17 protein-coding genes are annotated in these 24,878 nt (G+C 72.0%); 7 read left to right on the top strand and 10 right to left on the bottom strand.

Translation table 11 applies throughout. The features are described from left to right. Positions 1–83: 83 nt before the first annotated feature. The 3 genes from dxs (at position 84) to pflA (ending at position 5,369) form a co-directional block, all read left to right on the top strand. The gene (gene dxs / locus BMZ30_RS06970; RefSeq protein WP_093377370.1) at positions 84–1,994 is read left to right on the top strand and encodes a 1-deoxy-D-xylulose-5-phosphate synthase; all 1,911 of its coding nucleotides are present in this window, start codon (positions 84–86) and stop codon (positions 1,992–1,994) included. 103 nt (positions 1,995–2,097) lie between these two features. After that, on the top strand, positions 2,098–4,380 hold the full coding sequence (pflB, locus tag BMZ30_RS06965; RefSeq protein WP_093376543.1) for a formate C-acetyltransferase: 2,283 nt from the start codon (positions 2,098–2,100) through the stop codon (positions 4,378–4,380). 47 nt (positions 4,381–4,427) lie between these two features. Further along, positions 4,428–5,369, top strand: coding sequence for a pyruvate formate-lyase-activating protein (gene pflA, locus BMZ30_RS06960; RefSeq protein WP_093376542.1), 942 nt, complete (start codon positions 4,428–4,430; stop codon positions 5,367–5,369). A gap of 75 nt (positions 5,370–5,444) precedes the next feature. Here the strand turns inward: pflA and BMZ30_RS06955 are convergent, their stop codons facing one another. The 5 genes from BMZ30_RS06955 to BMZ30_RS06935 all read right to left on the bottom strand — a co-directional run bounded on the left by BMZ30_RS06955 (position 5,445) and on the right by BMZ30_RS06935 (position 11,882). Further along, positions 5,445–7,565, bottom strand: coding sequence for a 3-hydroxyacyl-CoA dehydrogenase NAD-binding domain-containing protein (locus BMZ30_RS06955; protein WP_093376540.1), 2,121 nt, complete (start codon positions 7,563–7,565; stop codon positions 5,445–5,447). A gap of 14 nt (positions 7,566–7,579) precedes the next feature. Beyond that, a complete protein-coding gene (locus BMZ30_RS06950) occupies positions 7,580–8,806 on the bottom strand; it encodes a thiolase family protein (protein ID WP_093376538.1) in 1,227 nt (408 codons plus the stop codon). 136 nt (positions 8,807–8,942) lie between these two features. Beyond that, positions 8,943–9,926: a lipid II:glycine glycyltransferase FemX gene (locus tag BMZ30_RS06945; RefSeq protein WP_093376536.1), complete on the bottom strand. Its 984-nt coding sequence runs from the start codon at positions 9,924–9,926 to the stop codon at positions 8,943–8,945. A 10-nt stretch (positions 9,927–9,936) separates the two neighbouring features. Continuing rightward, positions 9,937–11,226: a ribonuclease D gene (locus BMZ30_RS06940; protein WP_093376534.1), complete on the bottom strand. Its 1,290-nt coding sequence runs from the start codon at positions 11,224–11,226 to the stop codon at positions 9,937–9,939. 80 nt (positions 11,227–11,306) lie between these two features. Then, positions 11,307–11,882: a DUF3000 domain-containing protein gene (locus BMZ30_RS06935; protein WP_093376531.1), complete on the bottom strand. Its 576-nt coding sequence runs from the start codon at positions 11,880–11,882 to the stop codon at positions 11,307–11,309. A 191-nt stretch (positions 11,883–12,073) separates the two neighbouring features. On the opposite strand from BMZ30_RS06935, the gene gndA reads away from it, so the two are divergent. Genes gndA through BMZ30_RS06920 form a run of 3 tightly spaced genes read left to right on the top strand, consistent with a single transcriptional unit; the run spans position 12,074 to position 15,446 of the window. Then, positions 12,074–13,513, top strand: a complete 1,440-nt coding sequence (gene gndA, locus BMZ30_RS06930; RefSeq protein WP_093376529.1) for an NADP-dependent phosphogluconate dehydrogenase — start codon at positions 12,074–12,076, stop codon at positions 13,511–13,513. Further along, complete coding sequence (locus BMZ30_RS06925) at positions 13,514–14,782, top strand: carboxylate--amine ligase (RefSeq protein WP_143073146.1); 1,269 nt, start codon at positions 13,514–13,516, stop codon at positions 14,780–14,782. Between the two features lie 10 nt (positions 14,783–14,792). Further along, positions 14,793–15,446, top strand: coding sequence for a 2'-5' RNA ligase family protein (locus tag BMZ30_RS06920; protein ID WP_093376527.1), 654 nt, complete (start codon positions 14,793–14,795; stop codon positions 15,444–15,446). A 30-nt stretch (positions 15,447–15,476) separates the two neighbouring features. Here BMZ30_RS06920 and BMZ30_RS06915 read toward each other — a convergent pair whose 3' ends face one another. Continuing rightward, positions 15,477–16,253, bottom strand: a complete 777-nt coding sequence (locus tag BMZ30_RS06915) for a dihydrofolate reductase family protein (RefSeq protein ID WP_093376525.1) — start codon at positions 16,251–16,253, stop codon at positions 15,477–15,479. A gap of 80 nt (positions 16,254–16,333) precedes the next feature. Between BMZ30_RS06915 and zapE the strand changes: the two genes are divergently transcribed. After that, a complete protein-coding gene (gene zapE, locus BMZ30_RS06910; protein ID WP_229828531.1) occupies positions 16,334–17,383 on the top strand; it encodes a cell division protein ZapE in 1,050 nt (349 codons plus the stop codon). On the opposite strand, the gene BMZ30_RS06905 is transcribed toward zapE, so the two are convergent. The 4 genes from BMZ30_RS06905 to glgX are packed head-to-tail and all read right to left on the bottom strand — an operon-like array spanning position 17,355 to position 24,782. Next, entirely contained in the window at positions 17,355–18,278 is a 924-nt protein-coding gene (locus BMZ30_RS06905; protein ID WP_093376521.1) for a PPK2 family polyphosphate kinase, read from the bottom strand. The two genes, zapE and BMZ30_RS06905, sit on opposite strands and share 29 nt — an antisense overlap. A 40-nt stretch (positions 18,279–18,318) precedes the next feature. After that, positions 18,319–20,103, bottom strand: a complete 1,785-nt coding sequence (gene treZ / locus BMZ30_RS06900) for a malto-oligosyltrehalose trehalohydrolase (protein WP_093376518.1) — start codon at positions 20,101–20,103, stop codon at positions 18,319–18,321. Then, the gene (gene treY / locus BMZ30_RS06895) at positions 20,103–22,646 is read right to left on the bottom strand and encodes a malto-oligosyltrehalose synthase (RefSeq protein WP_093376516.1); all 2,544 of its coding nucleotides are present in this window, start codon (positions 22,644–22,646) and stop codon (positions 20,103–20,105) included. Before treY ends, treZ begins: the two co-directional genes overlap by 1 nt. 3 nt (positions 22,647–22,649) lie before the next feature. Next, a complete protein-coding gene (glgX, locus tag BMZ30_RS06890; protein ID WP_093376512.1) occupies positions 22,650–24,782 on the bottom strand; it encodes a glycogen debranching protein GlgX in 2,133 nt (710 codons plus the stop codon). Positions 24,783–24,878 lie beyond the last annotated feature (96 nt).

Raw genomic sequence — 24,878 nt, 5'->3', positions numbered from 1 at the left:
GACCCGCGCGCGTAGAGTGAACGGCTACCGGGTGCGTCTGGGTGCCCGGCCACGACCTCAGCAGCTGGGAGCACGAGGACCACATGGGACTGCTCGATCGGATCAGCACGCCGGCGGACCTCCGCCGGCTCACCACGGCGCAGGTGGAGGAGCTCGCGGCTGAGGTCCGCTCCTTCCTGGTCCAGGCGGTGTCCCAGACGGGCGGACACCTCGGGCCCAACCTCGGCGTCGTCGAGCTGACGATCGCCATTCACCGCGTGTTCGAGTCCCCGCGGGACTCCTTCATCTTCGACACCGGGCACCAGTCCTACGTGCACAAGCTCCTCACGGGCCGCCAGGACTTCGCGGCCCTGCGACGGCGCGAGGGGCTGTCGGGCTATCCCAGCCGCGCGGAGTCCGAGCACGACATCGTGGAGAACTCGCACGCGTCGACGGCCCTCAGCTGGGCCGACGGGATCGCCAAGGCGAACATGCTCAAGGGGCACCGGGACCGGCACGTGGTCGCCGTAATCGGCGACGGCGCGCTCACGGGCGGCATGGCCTGGGAGGCCATCAACAACATCACCGCCAGCCAGGACCAGCGGCTCGTCGTGATCGTCAACGACAACGGCCGGTCCTACGCGCCCACGATCGGCGGGCTGGCCCACCATCTCGACACCCTGCGGACGACGCGCGGCTACGAGCAGTTCCTCGACTGGGGTCGGCGGACGCTGCGCCGCTCGGGCCCCCCGGGCCGGCTCGCGTACGACGCCCTGCACGGCCTGAAGAAGGGCATCAAGGACGTCGTCGCCCCGCAGGGGATGTTCGAGGACCTCGGGCTGAAGTACGTGGGCCCCGTCGACGGCCACGACGGCGAGGCGCTCGACCGCGCACTGTCGCGCGCGAAGGCGTTCGGCGGCCCCGTCCTCGTGCACGTGATCACCGAGAAGGGCCGCGGGTACTCCCCGGCCGAGCAGGACGTCGCGGACCGCTTCCACGCGGTCGGCGTGATCCACCCGGAGACCGGGCTGCCCGTCGCGCCGTCGCGGTTCGGCTGGACCAAGGTGTTCGCGGACGAGATCGTCAAGATCGGTGAGGAACGCACGGACGTCGTGGCGATCACGGCCGCGATGCTCGCGCCGGTCGGGCTCGCGCCGTTCGCCGCGCGGTTCCCGGAGCGGACGTTCGACGTCGGCATCGCGGAGCAGCACGCGGCCACGAGCGCCGCTGGCATGGCCTTCGCCGGTCTGCACCCGGTGGTCGCGCTGTACGCGACGTTCCTCAACCGCGCGTTCGACCAGGTCCTCATGGACATCGCGCTGCACCGCGCGGGCGTGACGTTCGTGCTGGACCGGGCCGGCATCACCGGTGACGACGGCGCGAGCCACAACGGCATGTGGGACATGGCGTTGATGCGGATCGTGCCCGGGCTGCGCCTAGCCGCGCCCCGGGACGAGCCGACCATGCGCCGGGCGCTGCGCGAGGCCGTCGCGGTCGACGACGCACCGACGGTCGTGCGCTACCCCAAGGGGCCCCTCGGTCCGGAGCTGCCTGCGCTCGAGACGGTCGGGGGCGTGGACGTGCTGACCCGGAGCCAGGGCAGCGCCGGAGCGCGCGTCCTCGTCGTCGGCGTCGGCGCGATGGCCGCCACCGCGGTCGAGGTCGGGTCCCTGCTCGCGGACGGCGGGATCGACGTCGAGGTCGTCTCGCCCACCTGGGTGGTCCCGACGCCCGGCGGGCTCGTCGACCTGTGCGCCGACCGCGACCTCGTCGTCACGATCGAGGACGGCATCGTGGCGGGCGGCGTCGGCGCGCTGCTGGCGGAGACCGCGGCGCGGGCCGGGCACCGGGCGCCGGTCCGGCAGTTCGGCATCCCGGCGGTGTTCCTCGACCATGCGTCGCGCGACCAGGTCGTCGAGGCGAGCGGCCTGCGCCCGGCGGACGTCGCCGCCGCGGTGCTCGCAGACTCCGCGCTGCCGTCCTCCGACGAGGCGGACCGCACCGCCCGGCTGTGACGCGCGCGACAGGCCCTGAGTCTGCGCGGGGTCCAAGGTCCCAATACATCCCATCATTGCCGCCCTACGTTGAAGATACGCAAGATTCTTCGAGGAGGACACGATGACCACGGTTTCGCACGACGACGTCGCGGGCACCCAGGACCACGCCGACGTCCCCGCATGGCAGGGTTTCAACGACGGCCCGTGGCGCGACGCCATCGACGTCCGGGACTTCGTCCAGCGCAACTACACCCCGTACGAGGGCGACGCCAGCTTCCTGGTGGGCCCGACGGAGCGCACGACGTCCGTGTGGGCGAAGCTGTCGGAGATGTTCCCCGAGGAGCGCGAGAAGGGCGTCTACGACGTCGACGCGACCACCCCCTCGAGCATCACCGCGCACGCCCCCGGCTACATCGACGAGGGCAACGAGGTCATCGTCGGCCTGCAGACCGACGCGCCGCTGAAGCGCGCGATCATGCCGTTCGGCGGCTGGCGCATGGTCGAGACGTCGCTGAAGACGTACGGCTACGAGGTGGACGAGACCCTCAAGGAGATCTTCACCAAGTACCGCAAGACCCACAACGACGGCGTCTTCGACGTCTACCCGCCCAACGTCCGCGCCGCCCGCTCGAGCCACATCGTCACGGGCCTGCCCGACGCGTACGGCCGCGGCCGGATCATCGGTGACTACCGCCGCGTCGCCCTCTACGGCGTCGACGCCCTGATCGAGGGCAAGAAGCTCGAGCGCGCCGAGATGGACATGGAGCGCTCCACCGAGGACGTCATCCGGGAGCGCGAGGAGAACGCGGAGCAGGTGCGCGCGCTCAAGGAGCTCAAGGCCATGGCGGCCTCCTACGGCTACGACATCTCCGGTCCCGCGACCAACGGCCGCGAGGCCGTGCAGTGGCTGTACTTCGCCTACCTCGCCGCGGTCAAGGAGCAGAACGGTGCGGCCATGTCGCTCGGCCGCACCTCGACCTTCCTCGACATCTTCCTGCAGCGCGACATCGCGGCCGGCGTCCTCACCGAGGAGCAGGCGCAGGAGATCATCGACGACTTCGTGATCAAGCTGCGGATCGTCCGGTTCCTGCGGACCCCCGAGTACGACCAGCTGTTCTCCGGCGACCCGACCTGGGTTACCGAGACCATCGCCGGCATGGGCGAGGACGGCCGCCCGCTCGTCACGCGGACCTCGTTCCGCTACCTCCAGACGCTCTACAACCTGGGCCCGGCCCCCGAGCCCAACCTGACCGTGTTCTGGTCCGACCGGCTCCCGCGCGGCTTCAAGGACTTCTGCGCCCAGGTCTCGATCGACACCTCGGCGATCCAGTACGAGTCCGACGAGCTCATCCGCCCGCACTGGGGCGACGACGCCGCGATCGCCTGCTGCGTGTCCCCGATGCGCGTGGGCAAGCAGATGCAGTTCTTCGGCGCCCGCGTCAACCTGGCCAAGGCCCTGCTGTACGGGATCAACGGCGGCCGCGACGAGGTCAGCGGCAAGCAGATCTCTCCGGCTCGCCCCTCGATCGCCCGCGCCGGCGTCCCGCTCGACTACGACGAGGTGCGTGCCGCGTTCGACCTCGAGATGGACTGGCTCGCCGAGACGTACGTGGACGCGCTCAACTGCATCCACTACATGCACGACAAGTACGCGTACGAGCGCATCGAGATGGCTCTCCACGACCGCACGATCCTGCGGACGCTCGCGTGCGGCATCGCCGGGCTCTCGGTCGCGGCCGACTCGCTCGCGGCGATCAAGTTCGCCAAGGTCGTGCCGGTGCTCGACGAGACGGGCCTCGCGGTCGACTACGAGGTCGAGGGCAGCTTCCCGATGTTCGGCAACGACGACGACCGCGTCGACGCGATCGCGGTCGAGCTGGTCGAGGCGTTCATGCGCAAGATCAAGCAGCAGCCGACGTACCGCAACGCGCTGCACACGCAGTCCGTGCTGACGATCACGTCGAACGTCGTGTACGGCAAGGCCACGGGCAACACGCCGGACGGTCGCCGCGCCGGTGAGCCGTTCGCCCCGGGTGCGAACCCGATGAACGGCCGCGACACGCACGGCATGCTGGCTTCTGCGCTGTCGGTCGCCAAGCTGCCGTACGACGAGGCCCTCGACGGCATCTCGCTGACGAACACGACCGTCCCCTCGGGGCTCGGCCGCACCAAGGAGGAGCAGGTCAAGAACCTCGTCGGGCTCATGGACGCCGTGAACAAGGCCGACGGCTACCACCTGAACATCAACGTCCTCAACCGGGACACCCTGCTGGACGCGATGGAGAACCCGGAGAACTACCCGCAGCTCACCATCCGCGTCTCGGGCTACGCCGTGAACTTCGTGCGGCTCACCCGCGAGCAGCAGCTGGACGTGCTGAACCGCACGTTCCACGGCTCGATCTGAGCCACCCCGCACCGACCGACCAGGACGCACGAGAGAAGGAGACGACGATGACCACCACGGCTGTCCCGCCCGTCACCCCCCGCACCGCGGGCTCGTGCGTCCTGCCGGTCGTCGCGGTCACACCGCTGACGGCGGACGAGGTCGCCGCCGCGCCGGCCGCCCCCACGCAGGGACCGGCGAACCGTCGGGCTGCGGCAGGGACCGAAGGGCTGGAGATCACAGCCCTGGACCGGGGCGAGAAGTTCGAGCAGATGCGTGCCGGCCAGCTCGGCGCCATCCACTCCTGGGAGCTCGTCACGGCCGTCGACGGGCCCGGGACCCGGATGACCGTGTTCTTCGCCGGGTGCCCGCTGCGGTGCCTGTACTGCCACAACCCCGACACCATGAAGATGAAGGACGGCGAGACGGTCGCCTCCGAGGAGCTGTTGCGTCGGATCCTGCGCTACAAGCCGATCTTCGACGCCACGGGAGGTGGCCTGACCATCTCCGGCGGTGAGGTGCTCATGCAGCCGGCGTTCGCCGCCACGATCCTCGCGGGCGCCAAGGCCGCCGGGATCCACACGACGATCGACACCTCCGGCTTCCTCGGTGCCGCGTGCACCGACGAGATGCTCGACGACATCGACCTCGTGCTCCTGGACGTGAAGTCGGGCGACGAGGAGACCTACCGGCGCGTCACGGGCCAGCGCCTGCAGCCGACCCTGGACTTCGGCCGGCGGTTGTCCGACAAGGGCATCGAGACCTGGATCCGGTTCGTGCTCGTCCCCGGCCTCACCGACGACGTCGAGAACGTCGAGCGGGTCGCCGAGTACGCGGCGTCGCTGTCGAGCGTGACCCGCGTCGAGGTGCTCCCGTTCCACCAGATGGGGCGCGACAAGTGGGAGAACCTCGGGATGCGCTACGAGCTCGAGGACACGGAGCCGCCGACCAACGAGGAGACCGAGCGGGTGCGGAACCAGTTCCGCCGCCGCGGGCTCACCGTCTACTGACGCCGCGGACGCCGACCTGATGACCGTGGCCCCCGCCGCCCTCGAAGGGCGACGGGGGCCACGGTCATCACGATGTCAGGCGCGCCGCGCGCCTGCCGGGACGTTGGCGACGCCGTCGGGCAGCAGCCGCCGCCCGAGCACGCGCTCGGAGTAGCCCGTGCGGTCCAAGAACGGCGTGATGCCACCGTTCGAGAACGGCCAGCCCGCGCCGAGGATCATGCACAGGTCGATCTCGGTCGGGCCCGCGACGACGCCCTCGTCGAGCATGTGCCCGATCTCGACGGTGAGCGCGGTCAGCACGGCGTCGAGCACGCCGGCCTCGTCGAGCGCCGTCGGGCCGCCGGCCTCGCCGAACGCCCCCTGGATCGCGGGGTCGACCTCCGCGGGGACTCCCTTGGTGGTCGGTGCGACCACCCGGGTGCCCTCGGCCACGATCTTCTCGAGACCCGGAGACTGGGCGAACCGGTCCCCGAGCTCCGCGCGCAGCGACGTCAGCACGTGCAGGCCGACCGCCGGACCCACGAGGTCGAACAGGGCGAACGGACCCATGGGCAGCGCGAGCGGACGCAGCGCGCGGTCCGCGACCTCGACCGGGGTGCCGGCCTCGACCGCGCGGACGATCTCGCCGAGCAGCAGGACGAGCAGGCGGTTGACCACGAAGCCGGGACGGTCCGCCACCAGCACCGAGGTCTTGCGCAGCTTCTTCCCGACCGCGAACGCCGTGGCGAGGGTCTCCACCGACGTGTGCACGGTGTTGATGATCTCCACCAGCGGCATCTGCGCGACGGGGTTGAAGAAGTGCAGCCCCACCACGCGCTCGGGGTGCGCGAGGTCCGCCGACATCGCGGTGACGGACAGCGCCGAGGTGTTCGTGGCCAGGATCGTCTCGGGGGACACGATGCCCTCGAGCTCGGCGAACACCCTCTTCTTCAGGTCGAGGATCTCGGTGACAGCCTCGATCACGAAGTCGCACCGCGCGAAGTCGGCGATGTCGGTCGTCCCGTGCACGGAGGACAGGATGCGTGCCCCGGCGTCGGCGCTCATGCGGCCGGTGCTGGTGAGCTTGTCGACCGTGCCGCGGACGTAGTCCAGGCCCTTGGCGACGCGATCGGCGTCGAGGTCGCGCATGATCACCGGCACCCCGAGCCGCTGGGCGAACAGGAACGCGAGCTGCGCCGCCATCAGCCCGGCGCCGACGATCCCGACGGCGGTGACCGGCCGGGCGAGCTTCGGGTCCGGGGCGCCGGTGGGCTTCTTGCCCTTGTTCACCGTGCCGAAGGCGTACAGGCTCGCCCGGAGCTGGTCGCTCATGATGAGCTGCGCGAGGGTCTCGTCCTCGGCGGCGAAGGCGGTGTCGCGGTCGGCGTCGTAGAACCCGTCGAGCAGGTCGAGCAGGGCGTACGGCGCCTGCCGGGCGCCGTGCACGACGGCGTCGAGCCGCGCGCGGGCCGCAGCGAGGGTGGCGTCCCACTCCTCGCGGGAGCCGAGGTCCGGGCGCTCGACGACGAGCTCGCCACGCACGACGGCCCCGGCCCACGCGAGCGACTGCTCGAGGTAGTCCGCGGCGTCGAGCAGGACGTCGGCGATGCCGAGCTCGGCGGCCTCACGTGCCTTGAGCGGCTTGTTGGCCGCCGGGCGCGTCAGCATCACGTCGAGCGCGCGGGGCAGGCCGATGAGGCGGGGGAGCAGGTAGGTGCCGCCCCAGCCGGGGACCAGCCCCAGGGAGGTCTCGGGCAGGGCCACGGCCGGGACGTCGCTCGCGATCGTGCGGTAGTGGCACGCGAGCGCGAGCTCCAGCCCGCCCCCGAGCGCGAGCCCGTTGATGAACGCGAAGGTCGGCACGCCCATCTCTGCGAGCAGCCGGTAGGTCGCGTGGCCCGCGCGGCCCAGCTCGTGGGCGGCGTCGGCCCCCTCGATCCGGCCCGCGGCGGTGAGGTCCGCGCCGGCGGCGAGGCAGAACGGCTTGCCCGTGACGCCGACGGACGAGATCTCGCCGTCCTGGGCGCGGCGCTGGACGCCCTCGAGCGCGGCGCGGATCTCGGCGAGACCCGCGAGGCTGAGGGTGGTGGGCTTGGTGTGGTCGAGGCCGTTGTCGATCGTGACGAGGGCCATCGTGCCGCCGCCTCCGGGCAGCTCGACGTCGCGGACGTAGGCGTGGGCGACCCGCTCGGTGGGGGTGGGGGTGTTCTCAGTCATCGTCGTTCCCCTTCTCAGCTCGTGTGGCCGGAGTAGTCGGCGTGGTGCGGGTTCTCCCAGATGACGGTGCCGCCCATGCCCAGACCCACGCACATCGTGGTCAGGCCGTAGCGGACCTCGGGGTGCTCGGCGAACTGGCGCGCGAGCTGCGTCATGAGGCGGACGCCGGAGCCGGCGAGCGGGTGGCCGATCGCGATGGCGCCGCCGTACAGGTTGACCCGCGGGTCGTCGTCGGGCATGCCGAAGTGGTCGAGGAACGCGAGCACCTGGATGGCGAAGGCCTCGTTGATCTCGAACAGGCCGATGTCGCTGATCGACAGTCCGGCGTTCTCGAGGGCCTTCTCGGTCGAGGGGATCGGGCCGAGACCCATGACCTCGGGGTCGACGCCCATGTACGAGAACGAGACCATCCGCATGCGGACCGGGAGGCCGAGCTCGGCGGCGACGTCGCCTGCCGCGATCACGCACATGGTGGCGCCGTCGGTCAGCGGCGAGGCGTTCCCGGCGGTCACGCGGCCACCGGGGCGGAACGGCGTCTTGAGGTTCTTGATGTCCTCGACGGAGGTCCCCGGGCGGGCGAGCTCGTCCGCGGTGGCGAGGCCCCAGCCCTTCTCCGCGGAGCGCACCGCGATCGGCACGAGGTCGGGAGCGACCTTGCCGGCCTCGACGGCGGCCGCGTACTTGGCCTGGCTGGCTACGCCGTAGGCGTCGGCGCGCTCCTTGGTGAGGTGCGGGTAGCGGTCATGGATGTTCTCGGCGGTCGAGCCCATGATGAGCGCCGTCGAGTCGACGATCTTCTCGGAGACGAACCGGGGGTTCGGGTCCGCGTCGAAGCCCATCGGGTGGCGGCCCATGTGCTCGACGCCTCCGGCGATCGCCACGTCCTGCTGGCCGAACCCGATGGCCGAGGCGGTCGTCGTGACGGCAGTCATCGCGCCCGCGCACATCCGGTCGATCGCGAAGCCGGGGACGGACTTGGGCAGCCCGGCGAGGACAGCAACCGAGCGGCCGAGGGTCAGGCCCTGGTCGCCTGTCTGCGTCGTGGCCGCGATCGCGACCTCGCTGATGCGCTCGGCCGGGAGCTCGGGCCGGCGACGCAGGAGCTCGCGCACGGACTTGACCGCGAGGTCGTCGGCGCGGGTCTCGGCGAACAGCCCGTCGGGGCGGGCCTTGCCGAAGGGAGTGCGCACCCCCTCCACGAACACGACGTCACGGACGGGGGGACGGGGACGTGAGGACATGAACTCTCCTGAGTGTCGGACGGCGCTGTCCAGGCCCGGATGTTCCCGAGACCAGGAGTACAAGATACCGCGAGTCTCAGGAAAATGGTGGAGGCTGATGGCGTGCGGTCGTGCCGCACGATCGTCCGGCCTGCGTCTAGCGGCGCACGCGCCGGAGCACGGCCTTGGCGGCGGGCAGGGCGCGGTGCCACGCGGTGTACCAGACGGAGAACGGCACGTCGACGGAGCCGACGAGCTCGTCGGTGTGGTCGGAGAAGCCTCGCTTGAAGTGCGAGACGTCCTCGCCCAGCAGACCGTTGAGGTCGTAGCGGGTGACGCCGCGGTCGCGCAGCGTGTGGATCGCGCGCCACTTCAGCGCATAGTTGGCCAGGAGCTTGCGACCGGCGTCGTTGCTGCCGCCGTACAGGTCGATACCCGTGCGGTCGGACGCCGCGATCCACAGGAACGCGACCGGCGTCCCCTCGTCGCGGGCGAGCAGGAGCACGCTGTGGTCCCCGAGCTCGGCGTGCACGTCGCGGTAGTAGGCGTCGGCGTGGATCCCGAACCCGGCGCGCTCGGACGTCTCCCGGTAGAGCGCGAGCACGGCGTCGAGGTCCTCGGGGGTGCGGACCTCGGTGATGTCCCACTCCCGGCGCTGAGACTTGCGGACCTCGTAGCGCGTCTTCTTGGCCATGCGCGCCAGCAGGGTGTCGTCGTCCTGGGCGAGGTCAAGCACCAGGGTGCTGGCCATGAAGATGGGGTTGGGGCTGGGCACGCCGCCCGTGATCGTGTCGTCGTCGTCCGCGGGCCAGTCCGGCTCGAACGTGATGCCCACGCCCTTGATCTCCCGGCGGCAGTGCTCGGCGACGGCGTCGCACACCGGGCCGCGGCTCTCGCCGGTGCGCACCACGGGGCCGCGCGGGACGTGGCTGAGGGCGCCGAACACTCCGGGGAGCGGGCGGACGAGCACCTGCGCGCAGCCGACGACGCGCTCGCCGTCGCGCACCCGGAGGCGGACCGCGCGCCAGCCGTGCTTGGCCTTGACCTCACCCCAGCCCCAGAGCTGGAGCGGGTTGCCCTCGAGGTCGAGGACGAGCGCGTCCCACTCGGAGCGGCTGGTGACGTGATCGATGCTGAGCATTGGGCCGACTCTACTCGGCGGGCGCCGGTGGAGGGGGATCGAGGAGGGCCGCCGCGAGCGGTGCGGCGAGCAGGTCCACCTGCCAGGGACGTGCCCCGCGCCCGGCGAGGAACGCCCCGACGCTGACGGCGTCGATCGGCGTGGGCGGGGTCCAGCACAGGCGGCGCAGCGCGTCGGGCTGCAGCAGGTTCTCCAGCGGGGTCCCGTGCTCGGCCGAGGCCGCAGCGACGACGGCCCGGGCCGCTTCCAGCCGGGCCGCGGCGAGGGGATCGCGGTCCGCCCAGGCGCGCGGCGGTGGGGGCGCGTCCGAGCGGGGACCGCGGGTGCTCGGCAGCTCTTCCTCGGGCAGCGCCATCGCGCGGTCGATCGCCGCCATCCACAGCGTGGCGCGTCGCTGGGTCCCGCGCCCCGAGAAGGCGGGCAGCGCGACGAGCTGGGGGAGCGTGCGCGGCAGCGCGGTGGCGGCCGCGATGATCGCGCGGTCGGGCAGGACGCGGCCGGGGGAGATGTCGCGCTTGCGGGCGTTGTCCTCGCGGGTAACCCACAGCTCGCGCACGACGGCGAGCTGGCGACGGCCGCGGAGCGCGTGCGTGCCCGACACGCGTCGCCACGGGTCGACGCGCGGCGCGGGGGGCGCGGCCAGGCGCACGGCCTCGAACTCCTGGCGTGCCCACTCGGCCTTGCCGGCCGCCTCCAGCCGCTCGGCCATGCGGTCGCGGAGCTCCACCAGGACCTCGACGTCGAGGGCCGCGTAGCGGAGCCAGTCCTCGGGCAGCGGGCGGGTCGACCAGTCCACCGCGGAGTGCTCCTTGGCCAGGCCCAGCCCCAGGACCTCGGCGACGACTGCGGCGAGACCGACGCGCTCGAGACCCAGGATGCGCGCGGCGAGCTCGGTGTCGAAGATCGTGGAGGGTACGAGTCCTTGCTCCGCGAGAGCCGCGAGGTCCTGCGACGCCGCGTGCAGCACCCACTCCACCCCGTCGAGCGCCTCGTTCAGCGCGGACAGGTCAGGGAGCGCGACCGGATCGATCAGGGCCGTCCCCGCGCCCGCGCGCCGGAGCTGGACGAGGAAGTTGTGCTGGCCGTAGCGGTACCCGGAGGCGCGCTCGGCGTCCACGGCGACCGGTCCGTGCCCCTGTGCGAAGGCGGCGACCACGCGGTCGAGAGCCTCCGGTGTCTCGACGACCGGCGGGATGCCGTCGGCCGGCTCGCGCAACGCCGTGGTCTCCGGTGCCTCGGGCGCCGGGCCGGAGGTCGGGTCGGGGGAGGCGGGTGGCTCGTGCGCGGGGCTCGGTGCCATGGGTCCGGTGGTCTCTGCGTCTGTCATGGTCCTGCCGGGTTCGGTGGAGGAAGGGGAGCGGTTCGGTGCGTCAGGCACGGTCAGCGCCGGCGCTCGAAGGCGGCCACGCCCTCGGGCAGCGGCGGGAGGCCACCGCACGTCGCGAGCGCGTCGGTCCACGCGGCCAGGTGCGGGCCGAGGTCGGGGCCGTCAGGGCTCCACGACGCGCGGATCTCGAGCTCGGAGGTGGAACCCCGCTCGGTGAGCCCGCCGAACGAGTCGTTGGTGACCCGCGTGACCGAACCCGCCAGGCCGAGCGCGACGGCGTCGTGCGCCCCGAGGGCGTCCGTGAGCCAGCTCCACGCGACGTCCCCGAGCATCGGGTCCGACGCGAGCTCGGTCTCGACCGTGGTCCGGAGCATCGCGACGACGCGGAAGGTGCCGTGCCAGCCGTCCTGCCCGGCGGCGTCGTGCAGCACCACGAAGCGTCCGTCGGCGAGGTCGTCCTCGACGCCCGGCTGCGTGACCGCACCGGTGAGCGCCACGGTGAACGGAGCGATGCGTGCGGGCCCGGGGACCTCTTCGAGTGCGACCTCGGGACGACGGCGCGCGGCCCCCCGCAAGGACCTCAGCGCATGCAGGAACGGCTCGGGTGCCCGGGCGCCTGCAGTGCTCATCACACCAGGCAGCGTAGGACGCGCCACCGACAAACCCCGGACGGCGCGCGGGAGCAGGCCCACCGGGCGCGGGCAGGACACATGGTGGGACCTCGGGTGCGCACCGGGCGCACGCCGCTAGGCTGGACGAGGAAGCGCGGCCGGGGACAAGCCCAGGTCGACCAGGACGATGCACAAGGGAGCTTGCTGGGATGACTGCACGCGCACAGATCGGTGTCACGGGCCTCGCGGTCATGGGTCGCAACCTCGCGCGCAACTTCGCGCGGCACGGGTACACCGTCGCGGTGCACAACCGGTCGTTCGGGCGCACCCAGTCGCTGATCGCGGACCACGGCGACGACGGCGACTTCGTCCCGTCCGAGTCGATGGCCGACTTCGTGGCCTCGCTCGCCCGCCCGCGCAAGATCGTCATCATGGTCAAGGCGGGCGCCGCGACGGACGCGGTCATCGCCGAGCTGGTGCCCCTCCTGGAGGAGGGCGACATCGTCATCGACGCCGGCAACGCGCACTTCCCGGACACGCGCCGGCGGGAGGCCGAGCTCCGCGCCCACGGTCTGCACTTCGTCGGCACCGGTGTCTCGGGCGGCGAGGAGGGCGCGCTCAACGGCCCGTCGATCATGCCTGGCGGCTCGGTCGAGTCCTACGAGTGGCTCGGCCCCATCTTCGAGGACATCTCCGCCAAGGTCGACGGCGTCCCGTGCTGCACGCACGTCGGTGCCGACGGCGCCGGGCACTTCGTCAAGATGGTCCACAACGGCATCGAGTACGCCGACATGCAGCTCATCGCGGAGGCCTACGACCTCCTCAAGCAGGGCCTCGGCGCCTCCGCCGCGGAGATCGGCGAGATCTTCGCGCAGTGGAACACCGGCGACCTCGAGTCGTTCCTGATCGAGATCACGGCCGAGGTCCTCGCGCACACCGACCCCGAGACGGGCGCGGCGTTCGTGGACGTCGTCCTGGACCGCGCGGAGCAGAAGGGCACCGGTCGCTGGACCGTGCAGAACGCGCTCGACCTGGGCGTCCCGATCACGGGCATCGCCGAGGCCACCTTCGCCCGCGCGCTCTCCGGCTCCGTGCCGCAGCGCGAGGCCGCCGTGGGCACGCTCGTCGCCGATGCCTCGAGCTGGGACGTGACGGACCGCGACGCGTTCATCGAGGACGTGCGCCTCGCGCTGTACGCGTCGAAGGTCGTCGCGTACTCGCAGGGCTTCGACCAGATCGCCGCTGCCTCCGCCGAGTTCGGCTGGGACATCGACCGTGGCGCGATGGCCCGGATCTGGCGGGGCGGCTGCATCATCCGTGCGCGCTTCCTCAACCGCATCACCGAGGCGTACGAGCGGACCCCGAACCTCCCGCTGCTGCTCGCGGACGAGTACTTCACGGCCGCGGTCGGCAACGGCGTGGGTGCCTGGCGGCGCATCGTGTCGCAGGCGGCGCTCAACGGCGTCCCGACGCCGGCGTTCTCCTCGTCGCTCGCGTACTACGACGGCGTGCGTGCTGAGCGGCTGCCGGCCAACCTCATCCAAGCGCAGCGTGACTTCTTCGGTGCCCACACCTACCAGCGCACGGACCGCGCCGGCGTGTTCCACACCGAGTGGACCACCGACCGTTCGCAGACGCAGGAGTCCTGAGTGGCGCCTGTCGGTCCTGCCGGGCGCGCCGGGAACGTCATCCCGGTCGCCGTGGGCGGCGACATCGGCGTGTACGCGCTCCTGCGCGCGTTCCACGAGCAGTACGGGACGCCCGGGATCGTGCTGTCCGCGGTCGCGACCCGGGCCATGGCCGGGTCGACGTTCGTCACGAACGTCGTGGTCCCCGGTCTCGACGACCCGGAGACCCTCCTGGGCGCGCTCGAGCAGATCGCGGCGGACCATCCCGGCCTACGGCTGGTGCTGCTGACGAACGCCGACTGGTACGTGCGGACGATCGTCGAGCACCGGGAGCGGCTCGAGAAGCACTACCTCGTGCCGTTCTGCTCCCTCGACGTTCTGGAGACGGTGTCGAGCAAGGAGGGCTTCGCGGCCGTCTGCGCCGAGCTCGGCATCCCCACGCCGCGCACCGTCCCCGTGCACGTCCCGGACCTGGGTGGTTCGCGCGACGCTGTCGCGGCGCTCGAGGTCGACCTCACGTACCCGGTCGTCGCCAAGCCGTCGTCGAGCGCCGAGTACTACTACGTCTCGTTCCCGGGCAAGCGCAAGATCCACCACGTCGAGTCCCGCGCCGAGCTCGACGAGCTCCTGGGGCACCTCGTCGACGCCGGATACCCCGGCACGTTCTTGGTGCAGGAGCTCATCGAGGGTGACGAGACCCAGATGCGCTCGCTCACCGCGTACCGCGACACCCACGGTCGGGTCACGCTGCTCGCGACCGGCCGGGTGCTCCTCGAGGAGCACACCCCCGGCACCCTCGGCATCCCGGCCGCGATCCTCACCGAGCAGTACGAGGACGCGATGGAGGCAGCGTCGCGATTCCTCGACAAGGCCGGCTACGTCGGGTTCGCCAACTTCGACTACAAGTGGGACGCCCGGCGCGGCCAGCACGTGTACTTCGAGATGAACCCGCGCATCGGGCGCAACAACTACTACGTGACCGCGGCCGGGGCGAACCCGGCGCGCGTGCTCGTGGAGGACGTCGTCCACGGCCGCCAGATCGAACCCGTGCGGGCGAGCGGTGAGGTCCTCTACACGGTGGTCCCGGTGCGCCTCCTCATGCGCTACATCCTCGATCCGGAGCTGCGCAAGCGACTCGGCGCGGTCGTGCGGAGGCGAGCCGTGGTCCACCCGCTGCGCTACCGCCTGGACGCGTCGCTGGGCCGCCGCCTGACGATCGAGGCCATGACCGCGAACTTCTGGCGCAAGTACCGCCAGCACTACCCGCGGCCGACGCCCTCCGGGTACTGAGGAGCCGCAGATGAGGCCGCTGGGTTCCGGCGAGTCGCTCGTCGACCACTGGTACGACCGCCCCGGATGGACGGCGGCAACCCGCTACCTGACGTGGCACCTGCTCCCCGAGGCTGCGGCCCTGCGCCGGTCGGTGGAAGAACACCACCGGGTCCTCGCGCACGTGGAGAACCTGGACCTCGTGCCCGTCCCGTGGCTCCACGTGACCGTGCAAGGCGTCGGGTTCGCCGACCGGGTCGGCGTGGAGGCCCGCCAGGCGGTCGTCGCGGCCGCGCGTCGTCACGTGCGTCAGCTCCCACCGGTCGAGCTGAGCCTCGCGCCGGCGGCGCCGTACCGGGAGTCGGTCGGCATGCGTGCGGGGCCGGACGCGCCGGTGCGCGCGCTGCGCGACGCCCTCCGAGCGGCAGTCCGGGAGACCCTCGGGGATCGGGGCGTCGAGGGGGACGACGACGACCAGGTCCGTCCGCACCTGAGCCTCGCGTACGCCTGCGGCGCGGTGCCCGCCGACCGGGTGCGTGCCGCCGTGGCGCCGGTGATGGATCGCGGAGTGGACGTGCGGATCGACCGCGTGAGTCTGATCGAGCTGCGCAAGGAGGGACACCTGTACTGCTGGCAGCGACTGGCCGATGTCGAACTCGCGGGGGTACGGCCTGGGAGTGCTTAGCCGGGGGCGCCTGGCCGTCCTGCTGGACGACTAGCGCTCGGAGCCGTCGAGCACCCAGCGCGCGAGCAGCATGCCGTCCGCGTGCAGCAGGTGCGCGAGCCGAGCGGGCCTGACCTCGCCGAAGGCCGGGCCGCCGAGGATGCGGCCCGGTCCGGCGCCCACGACCGACGGGCTCGTCGTGAGGCACAGCTCGTCGACGAGGTCGGTGGCGACGAGTGCGCCCAGCAGCTCCGGGCCGCCCTCGGCGAGGACGCGGTCGAGACCGCGTGCGGCCAGCGCGTCCAGCACGGCGGCCAGGTCCACCTCGGTGGCACCGGCGACGATCGTGCGCTCCGGGTCCGCGTCGGAGCCCAGCCGATCGGCGCCCGCCTCGCTCGTGCACACCAGCGGGGGCCGGTCGACGACGCGCAGGCCCGGGGGCAGGCTGCCCGTCCGGGTGACGACGGCCATCTCGAGCTCCGGCGCCAGCCCCGCGGCGGCACGGAGATCCTGCAGGTCGGCCGGCACACGCCACGGCCGGTACTCCTCGGCGCGTGCCGTGCCTGCCCCCACGAGCACGACGTCCGACAGCGCGCGCAGGATGCGGAAGACGCGCCAGTCGGCGGGGCCGTTGATCGATCCCGAGCGCCGGTCTGGCCCCCACGCGGCACCGTCGATCGTCGCGATCATGTTGGCGCGCACGAGCGGTCCGTCCCCCGGCACCCGGAACAGCGCACCCAGGTCGGGCTCGCCGGCGTGCACCTCGATCGTGCGCGGAGCGTCGGGGCCAAGCAGCAGGTCGAGCGGGGGGAGGACGCGAGCAGCCATGCTCGCACCCTATCCGCGCCGACGGAGATCACGCCTGACGGGTCCGCGGGAGCGTCGGCGGGCACGTAACCTGGTTGCTCGTGAGTCCCTCGTCCCCGCGCTCCTTGGTCGACGTCCGTCCCGCCGTGGGCCGCGAACGCCTCCTGGCCGACCTCGTCCCGCCTCGGCACTTCGCCGAGGCCACCTTCGCCTCGTACGTGCCGGACCCGGCTCATCCCAGCCAGCAGCGCGCTCTGCAGCGCCTCGCCGAGGTGGCCGAGGCGCTCGCACCGTCACGCGGGTTCGGCAGCTGGCTGCGGCGGCGTCCCGCGACCCCCGCCGTCTACCTGGACGGCGGCTTCGGCGTCGGCAAGACGCACCTGCTGGCCGCGCTCGCGCATGCCGTGGGCACCGAACGCACCGCGTTCGGGACGTTCGTCGAGTACACCAACCTCGTGGGTGCGCTCGGGTTCGCGGCGACGGTTGACGCGCTGAGCGAGCACGCTCTGGTGTGCATCGACGAGTTCGAGCTGGACGACCCGGGGGACACCGTCCTGATGAGCCGGCTGCTGCGCGAGCTCGCCGACCGCGACGTCGCCCTCGCCGCGACCTCCAACACGCTTCCGGGCTCCCTCGGTGAGGGCAGGTTCGCCGCGGAGGACTTCCTGCGTGAGATCCAGGCGCTCGCCGCGCGCTTCGAGGTGCTGCGGGTCGACGGCGAGGACTATCGCCACCGGCCGGTCGTCACCGACGCGGGCGGGCTGTCCGACGACGCCGTCCGGGCCGGCACGGCAGGTCACCCGGGCGCTACCTGCGACCTGTTCGACGACCTGCTCGGGCACCTGAGCACCGTGCACCCGAGCCGGTACAGCGCGCTGCTCGACGGGGTGACGCTCGTCGGCCTGCGTGGTGTGCGGACCGTTGAGCGCCAGGACGAGGCGCTGCGGCTCGTCGTGCTCGTCGACCGGCTCTACGACCGCGACGTGCCCGTGCTGCTGGGTGGGAGCGGGCTGCACGACCTCTTCACCCCCGCGATGCTCGCTGGTGGGTACCGCAAGAAGTACTACCGGACCCTCTCCCGGCTGGGCGCGCTCGAGACGATGGGTCGCGAGGTCGCGGGCGTCAGTGCGGGAGATCGTCCGACGCGCTGAGCCGCTCGAGTTCGTGGGCGACGTCGAAGTCGGCCGTCGGCCACGCGAGCTCCAGTCCGCGCAGGGCCTCGAGCAGCAGCTCGCCGACCGCCAGACGCGCGAACCACTTGCGGTCCGCGGGCACCAGGTGCCAGGGTGCGTGCTCGGTGCTCGTGGCGCGGATCGCCTCCGCGTACACGCGCCGGTACTCGGGCCACTCGACGCGGGCGTCGATGTCCCCGGGGTTGTACTTCCAGTGCTTCTCGGGCCGTTCGAGGCGCTCGCGCAGCCGCGCGCCCTGCTCGTCGTACGACACGGCCATCGCCACCTTGATGATCGTCGTACCGGACTCGACGAGCTTGCGCTCGAACCGGTTGATCTCCTCGAACCTCGCGGGGACCTCGGCCTCGTCGACCAAGCCGCGGACGCGGGTGACGAGCACGTCCTCGTAGTGCGACCGGTCGAAGACGCCGATCTGGCCGGGGCGGGGGAGTGCGCGCCGGACGCGCCACAGGTAGTGGTGGCGCAGCTCCTCCGGCGTCGGGACGCCGAACGAACGCAGGGCCACACCCTGGGGGTCGACCAGGCCCAGGACGTGGCGGACGATGCCGCCCTTGCCGGCCGTGTCCATGCCCTGCAGCACCAGCAGCACCGACCGGTCACCGCCGGTGCGGCCGTGCGCGTATAGACGTTCCTGAAGGTCGGACAGCTCGTCCGCGCGGGCGGCCAGGTGCACGGCGGCGGCCGCCTTGTCCCCGTCCCACCCGGGTGTGGCGCGCTCGTCGACGTCCTCCCAGCTGAAGTCCGGGCCGACGCGCAGAGCGGCCGAGGTCGGGACCTCGACGCGCTGCTCCTTGGGCCGCGTCTCCTTCTTGTCCTTGGCGTCCTTCTTCTTGTCGCCCTTGCTCTTCGCCATGGTGCACCTCGCTCTTCCGTGGGTGAGGGGGACGTGCGGGTCAGGCTCGCGGGCCGAGGACGACGACGCCGGCGCCGTCGGCCGTCACGCTCGCGGACTGGGGTGAGGCGTCGACCACGCCCCAGGTGGCGAGCACCGGGCGGCCGTCGGTCGGGTGCGTACGAGTCTCGGTGCCCTCGGACGCGGGGCGCCACGCGAGCACGGTGACGTCGCCGCGGTGCATGACGACGGCGTCGGCGCTCGCCTCGACGGTCGTCGCCGCCAGGTTCCCGTCGGTCAACGCGGGGACCTCGGCGCGCAGCCGAATCAGCTGCTGGTTCCAGGCCAGCAGACGCGCGTGCTCACCGGTCTCGGGCTCCGTCCAGTCGAGGCGGCTCGCGGCGAACGTGGACTCCAGCTGCGGGTCAGGCACCTCGACGCGGCCGCCGTACAGGGCGTCCCAGCCGTGCGAGCCGAACTCGCTCATGCGGCCCTCGCTCACGGCCTGCCCGAGCTCGGGGTCCGGGTGGTCGGTGAAGAACTGGAACGGCGTGCGCGCGCCCCACTCCTCGCCCATGAAGATCATGGGGGTGAAGGGGGAGAGCAGCACGAGGGCGGCACTCACGCCGAGCTCGTCCACGGAGAGGCGCGCCGCCGGGCGGTCACCGAGGGCCCGGTTGCCCACCTGGTCGTGGTTGGAGGCGAAGACCACCAGCTGGCGGCCGTCCGTCTCCGGCGGGACCGGACGGCCCCACGAGCGGCCCCGGAAGGTCGAGTGGCTGCCGTCGTGCACGAATGCCCGGGTCAGCGCCTTGGCGAGCACCTCGCCGGAGCCGAAGTCCACGTAGTACCCGTGCTCCTCGCCGGTGAGCCAGGCGTGCAGGGCGTGGTGCACGTCGTCGGCCCACTGGGCGGTCATGCCGCACCCGCTGTCCGCGACCGGCGTGATCATCGCGACGTCGTTGAGGTCTGACTCCGCGACGAGCGACAGGGGGCGGCCGAGCTCGAGCGCGAGGTCGGCGGTCTCTGCGGACAGCTGGGCGAGGATGTGCGTCGGGGAGTCGTCGACGAGCGCGTGCACGGCGTCCAGGCGCAGGGCATCCACGTGGAAGTCGGCGAACCAGCGCAGCGCGTTGTCGCAGATCCACCGGCGCACGCCCTCGCTGCCGTCCTGGTCGAGGTTCACCGCCGCGCCCCACGGGGTGTGGTGCTCGTCGGTGAAGTAGGGGCCCGCCTCGCTGAGGTAGTTCCCGGACGGCCCGAGGTGGTTGTAGACCACGTCGAGGCACACGCCCAGGCCGTGTCCGTGCGCGGCGTCGACGAACCGCTGCAGGGCGGCCGGACCGCCGTACGCGTGGTGCACGGCGTAGAGGTTGACGCCGTCGTAGCCCCACCCGCGCTCGCCGGTGAACTCCGCGAGCGGCATGAGCTCGACCATCTCGACGCCGAGCGCGGCCAGGTGCTCGAGCTTGCCCGCCGCGGCGTCGAGCGTGCCCTGCGGCGTGAACGTGCCCACGTGCAGCTCGTAGGTGACGGCACCGCGGGCGTCCCGGCCTGGCCACGCGTCGTCGGACCAGTCGTAGCCGGTCGCGTCGAACACCCGGCTGGGCCCGTGCGGCCCCGCGGGCTGCCAGGAGCTGCGCGGGTCCGGTCGCGGCTCGCCGCCGTCGACCGCGAAGGCATAGTCGGTGCCGGCGGGCAGGTCCACGTCGGCGATCCACCAGCCCGGACCGCTCGGGTTGGTGGGGTCGGGGCGCATCGGATGACGCACGCCCGCGTGGTCCTCTGCGGGCGGCACGGCAAGCTCGACGCGGGTGGCCTCCGGGGCCCACAGCGCAGGGATCATCAGTCCTCCTCACGGACGAGCAGCGCGACGGGGTAACGCTCGAGCAGGCTCGCGATCGGCGTCTCGCCCGAGAAGACCGCGCCTGTCAACGTGCACCGCCACGTGCCCTCGGGCAGCACGACGCGGTGCCCGCCCCAGCCGCCCTGGTGGTGCAGCCGGTGGTGCAGGCGGGTGGCGAGCGTGACCGTGCGCGGGACGCCGTCGGCCGTCCGCGCGAACGCGAACAGGTGCCCGCTCGACGTCGGCAGCGGGAGATACCCGGCGTGCTCGCTCACGAACGCGTCCGCATGGTCACGGCGCACGCGCAGCGCGCGCGACGTGACCAGGAGCTTCTCCTCGCCGAGGTCGTGCGGGTTGCCGCCGCCGTCGAGGTGCTCGAGCGCGGCGCGCAGGGCGTCGATGTCCACCGGGCGCCGGTTGTCCGGGTCCACGAGCGTCGGCCCGACGATCTCCGAGCCTTGGTAGACGTCGGCGACCCCCGGCAGGGTCAGCTGGACGAGCTTGGTGCCCAGCGTGGCCGCACGGACGTCGGCCGCCGTGCGGTTGTTCCAGTCGGCCAGGACGTTGAGCACCGCGGGATCGGCCACGGCCTCCCGCGCCAGGCTGAGGACGGCGCTCTCGTAGCGCTCGTCGGGTGCCGTCCACGTCGTGTGCGTCTTGGCTTCCCGGGTCGCCTTGAGCAGGTACGGCTCCAGGCGTTCGAGCGCGATCGGAGCCTCGTGGGCCCAGGTGCCCACGAGCGTCTGCCACAGCAGGTTCTCGGTGCGGCCGTCTACGCGCTTGGACCGGTACCCGGCGCTCAGGCGGTGCAGCTCGCGGACCGTCTGCGCCCACTCCTCGGCGTGCTCGCTGAGCACGCCGATGCGGGCGCGGGTGTCCTCGCCGCGCTTGGTGTCGTGCGTGGACGTGGTGGTCATCGCTGCCGGGGTGAGCTGGCCGAACCGGAGGGCGAACGCGTGGAGCTCGTCGGGGCTGAAGCCGAAGTGCGCGGGCTCGCCGCCCACCTCGCACAGCGACGTCAGGTGCGTCCAGCGGTAGAACGCGGTGTCCTCCACGCCCTTGGCCATCACGGCCCCGCATACCTGCTGGAAGCGTACGACGAGCTCGTCGCGGCGCGCCTCGCGGGTGCGTCCGGCGCTGCCGGCCTCCCGGCCGAGGAGCAGATCGACGACGAGGTCGAGCGTGGCCCAGCGAGTCTCGTCCAGGCGCAGGCGTGCCCGCGCCGCCGCCTGGTGCATGGCCTGCACCGCGGTCGCATGGGTCTCGAGCCCCGGGCGGGCGTACGCACGGTAGCGGTCGAACGCGATGAGCAGCTCGCGCAGGCACTCGTTGATGGCGCGCCACGTGTGGTCGCGCAGCCGGATGTCCGCACGGCAGACCTCGGCGGCCAGGTCCGTGAGCCGGTCCAGCTCGGCATACAGGGGTCCGGCGACGATCTCCCGCTTGGCCTCCTCCACCAGGGCCGGCAGGTCGCCGACCGAGTCGCCCGTGAGCTCCTCGAGGATGATCGCGAGCGACGTCGCGCCGCCGGGGTCCACGAAGGTCGACTGCAGGCGCCAGAGCCCCTCGTACCCCGTGGTGCCGGCGGTCTCCCAGTCGGGGGAGAGCGTCTCCTCGCCCGCGAGGATCTTCTCGACGACCACCCAGGCGTTGCCGCTCGCCTCCGCGAGCCGCTCCAGGTAGCCGGCGGGATCCGCAAGGCCGTCGGGGTGGTCGATCCGCAGCCCGTCGACGATGCCTGTGGCCAGGAGGTCGAGGATCAGGGCGTGCGTCGCGTCGAAGACCTCGGGGTCCTCGACGCGGATGGCCGCGAGGGTGCCGACGTCGAAGAAGCGCCGGTAGTTGAGCTCCTCGTCGCCGACGCGCCAGTGCGCGAGCCGGTAGTGCTGGCGCTCCAGCAGCTCGGCCAGCGGCAGGGACTCGGTCCCCGCGCGGACGGGGAACACGTGCTCGAAGTACCGCAGCGCGGTCCGGAGCTCCGGGCCGTCGCCCGTGTCGATCTCGACCTCGTCCACCGTGAGGTCGCCCGAGCCGATGAGGTCGCCGATGCGCGACCCGAGCACGGGCATGAGCAGCGCGCCGTCCCCGCCGGACCAGTCGACGTCGAACCACGTCGCGTACGGGGAGTCGGGTCCCTGCGCGAGCAGCGACCACAGGGCGCGGTTGTGCCACACCGGTGTGGGCACGGCCATGTGGTTCGGCACGATGTCCACGACCATGCCGAGGCCCGCCGCGTGCGCCGCGTCCGCCAGCCGCTCGAGGCCGGCCCGACCGCCGAGCACGTCGCTGATTCGGTCGTGGTCGACGACGTCGTAGCCGTGGGTCGAGCCCGGGGCGGCCTGCAGCACCGGCGACAGGTACAGGTGCGTGACGCCCAGCGCGGCGTAGTAGTCGACGCGCGCGGCGACGTCGTCGAACGTGAGGTCCGCCCCGAGCTGCAGGCGGTAGGTGGACAGGGGGACGGGCTTGCCGGGGGCGGGCAGCCGGCGGTGCGACGTCCGCTCCTCGGCGGCGGCGTCGGTGCTGGTCGTGTCGACGGCCACCGGTCAGGCCTTCAGCGGAGCACGGCTCAGGAGCACCACGGAGCGGGCCGCGACCTCGATGCACGCCTCGGCGGGGTGCGTCGCTCGCTCGTACTCGTCCGTGACGGGCTGGTCGGTGGCGAAGAGCACGGTCCACTCGGGGCCGTACTCCGCCGACGGCAGGCAGAACTCGATGGGCTCGCGGTGGGCGTTGAAGATCGCGAGGAACGAGTCGTCGACGATCCGCTCGCCCATGACGTCCGGCTCGGTGAGCGCCTCACCGTTGATGAACACCATGACGGAGCGGGCGAAGCTGACCTCCCAGTCCTCGTCGGACATCCGGGTGCCGCTCGGGTCGAGCCACGCGATGTCCGGGACCGACTCGGGGTTGTCGGGGTGGACGTCGCCGGTGAAGAACCGGCGACGGCGCAGCACGGGGTGGTCGCGGCGCAGCGCGATGAGCCGCTGCGTGAACGTCAGCAGGTCCTGGCGCTCGGCGTCCAGCTCCCAGCTCATCCAGGTGATCTCGTTGTCCTGGCAGTAGCCGTTGTTGTTCCCGCCCTGGCTGCGCGCGATCTCGTCGCCGTGCGCGATCATGGGCACACCCTGGGAGAGCAGGAGCGTGGCCAGGAAGTTCCGGTGCTGCCGGGCGCGCAGGGCCGCGATCTCGGGGTCGTCCGTCGGTCCCTCGACGCCGTGGTTCCAGCTGCGGTTGTGGTTCTCCCCGTCGTTGTTGCCCTCGCCGTTGGCCTCGTTGTGCTTCTCGTTGTAGGACACGAGGTCACGGAGCGTGAAGCCGTCGTGGGCGGTGACGAAGTTGATCGAGGCCATCGGCTTGCGGCCGCTGTGCTCGTAGAGGTCGGAGGAGCCCGTGAGGCGGCTGGCGAACTCGGGCAGGGTGGCCTGCTCGCCGCGCCAGAAGTCTCGGACGGTGTCGCGGTAGTTGCCGTTCCACTCGGTCCACAGCGGGGGGAACCCGCCGACCTGGTAGCCGCCGCTGCCGAGGTCCCAGGGCTCGGCGATGAGCTTGACCTGGCTGATGATCGGGTCCTGCTGGACGATGTCGAAGAACGCCGAGAGCCGGTCGACCTCGTGGAACTGGCGGGCGAGGGTGGCGGCCAGGTCGAAGCGAAACCCGTCGACGTGCATCTCGGTGACCCAGTAGCGCAGCGAGTCCATGATTAGCTGCAGCACGTGCGGCGAGCGCATGAGCAGGGAGTTGCCGGTGCCCGTGGTGTCGAAGTAGTGCTCCTTGGAGTCGTCGACGAGCCGGTAGTAGGCGCTGTTGTCGATGCCGCGGAAGCTGAGCGTGGGGCCCAGGTGGTTGCCCTCGGCCGTGTGGTTGTAGACCACGTCGAGGATGACCTCGATGCCGGCCTCGTGCAGCGTCTTGACCATCGCCTTGAACTCCTGCACCTGCTGGCCGCGGCTGCCGGAGGCTGCGTAGGCGTTGTGCGGGGCGAAGAAGCCGATCGTGTTGTAGCCCCAGTAGTTGGACAGACCCTTGTCCTGGAGCGTGGGGTCGTTCACGAACTGGTGGACGGGCATGAGCTCGATCGCGGTGATGCCCAGGTCCTGCAGGTAGCTCACGATCGCCGGGTGGCCGAGCGCCGCGTAGGAACCGCGGATCTCCTCGGGGATGTCGGGGTGAGTCTGCGTGAGGCCGCGCACGTGGGCCTCGTAGATCACGCTCTCGTGGTAGTCCCGGCCCGGCGGACGGTCGTGGCCCCAGTCGAAGAACGGGTTCACGACGACGGACGTCATCGTGTGCGCCGCGGAGTCGGTCGTGTTGAGCTCGCCGCCCTCAGGGGCGTCGAAGTGGTAGGAGAACAGGGACTCGTCGCCGTCGATCTGGCCGTCGATCGCCTTGGCGTACGGGTCGAGGAGGAGCTTCGAGGGGTTGCAGCGGTGGCCGTTCTCGGGGTCGTGCGGGCCGTGCACCCGGTAGCCGTAGCGCTGCCCGGGCTGGACGCCCGGGAGGAACGCGTGCCACACGTGGGCGTCGACCTCGGGGACGTCGATCCGCGTCTCGGTGCCGTCGTCGTCGAGGAGGCAGAGCTCGACGCGCTCGGCGACCTCGGAGAAGAGTGCGAAGTTCGTGCCGGTGCCGTTGAAGGTCGCACCGAGGGGGTAGGGCTGTCCTGGCCAGATCTGCATGGGCCAACGATGCCATGGGTGCGCCCGGCGCGCGTGATAAGTCCCGGCGTTGTGGCCAGCGTCCCAATCATCCTACTTTGAGACGCAACCGTGACG

This window comes from Flavimobilis marinus, from assembly GCF_900113055.1.
GTDB classification, from domain to species: Bacteria; Actinomycetota; Actinomycetes; order Actinomycetales; family Cellulomonadaceae; genus Flavimobilis; species Flavimobilis marinus.
The sequence above is the reverse complement of the archived record's forward strand: the minus strand, read 5'-3'. Positions and strand labels throughout refer to the sequence as shown.

What these genes read in the sequence shown, in the direction of transcription:
- dxs (WP_093377370.1), top strand. Translation starts at nt 84, where the DNA reads ATGGGACTGCTCGATCGGATCAGCACGCCGGCGGACCTCCGCCGGCTC.
- pflB (WP_093376543.1), top strand. Translation starts at nt 2,098, where the DNA reads ATGACCACGGTTTCGCACGACGACGTCGCGGGCACCCAGGACCACGCC.
- pflA (WP_093376542.1), top strand. Translation starts at nt 4,428, where the DNA reads ATGACCACCACGGCTGTCCCGCCCGTCACCCCCCGCACCGCGGGCTCG.
- BMZ30_RS06955 (WP_093376540.1), bottom strand. Translation starts at nt 7,565, where the DNA reads ATGACTGAGAACACCCCCACCCCCACCGAGCGGGTCGCCCACGCCTAC.
- BMZ30_RS06950 (WP_093376538.1), bottom strand. Translation starts at nt 8,806, where the DNA reads ATGTCCTCACGTCCCCGTCCCCCCGTCCGTGACGTCGTGTTCGTGGAG.
- BMZ30_RS06945 (WP_093376536.1), bottom strand. Translation starts at nt 9,926, where the DNA reads ATGCTCAGCATCGATCACGTCACCAGCCGCTCCGAGTGGGACGCGCTC.
- BMZ30_RS06940 (WP_093376534.1), bottom strand. Translation starts at nt 11,226, where the DNA reads ATGGCACCGAGCCCCGCGCACGAGCCACCCGCCTCCCCCGACCCGACC.
- BMZ30_RS06935 (WP_093376531.1), bottom strand. Translation starts at nt 11,882, where the DNA reads ATGAGCACTGCAGGCGCCCGGGCACCCGAGCCGTTCCTGCATGCGCTG.
- gndA (WP_093376529.1), top strand. Translation starts at nt 12,074, where the DNA reads ATGACTGCACGCGCACAGATCGGTGTCACGGGCCTCGCGGTCATGGGT.
- BMZ30_RS06920 (WP_093376527.1), top strand. Translation starts at nt 14,793, where the DNA reads ATGAGGCCGCTGGGTTCCGGCGAGTCGCTCGTCGACCACTGGTACGAC.
- BMZ30_RS06915 (WP_093376525.1), bottom strand. Translation starts at nt 16,253, where the DNA reads ATGGCTGCTCGCGTCCTCCCCCCGCTCGACCTGCTGCTTGGCCCCGAC.
- BMZ30_RS06905 (WP_093376521.1), bottom strand. Translation starts at nt 18,278, where the DNA reads ATGGCGAAGAGCAAGGGCGACAAGAAGAAGGACGCCAAGGACAAGAAG.
- treZ (WP_093376518.1), bottom strand. Translation starts at nt 20,103, where the DNA reads ATGATCCCTGCGCTGTGGGCCCCGGAGGCCACCCGCGTCGAGCTTGCC.
- glgX (WP_093376512.1), bottom strand. Translation starts at nt 24,782, where the DNA reads ATGCAGATCTGGCCAGGACAGCCCTACCCCCTCGGTGCGACCTTCAAC.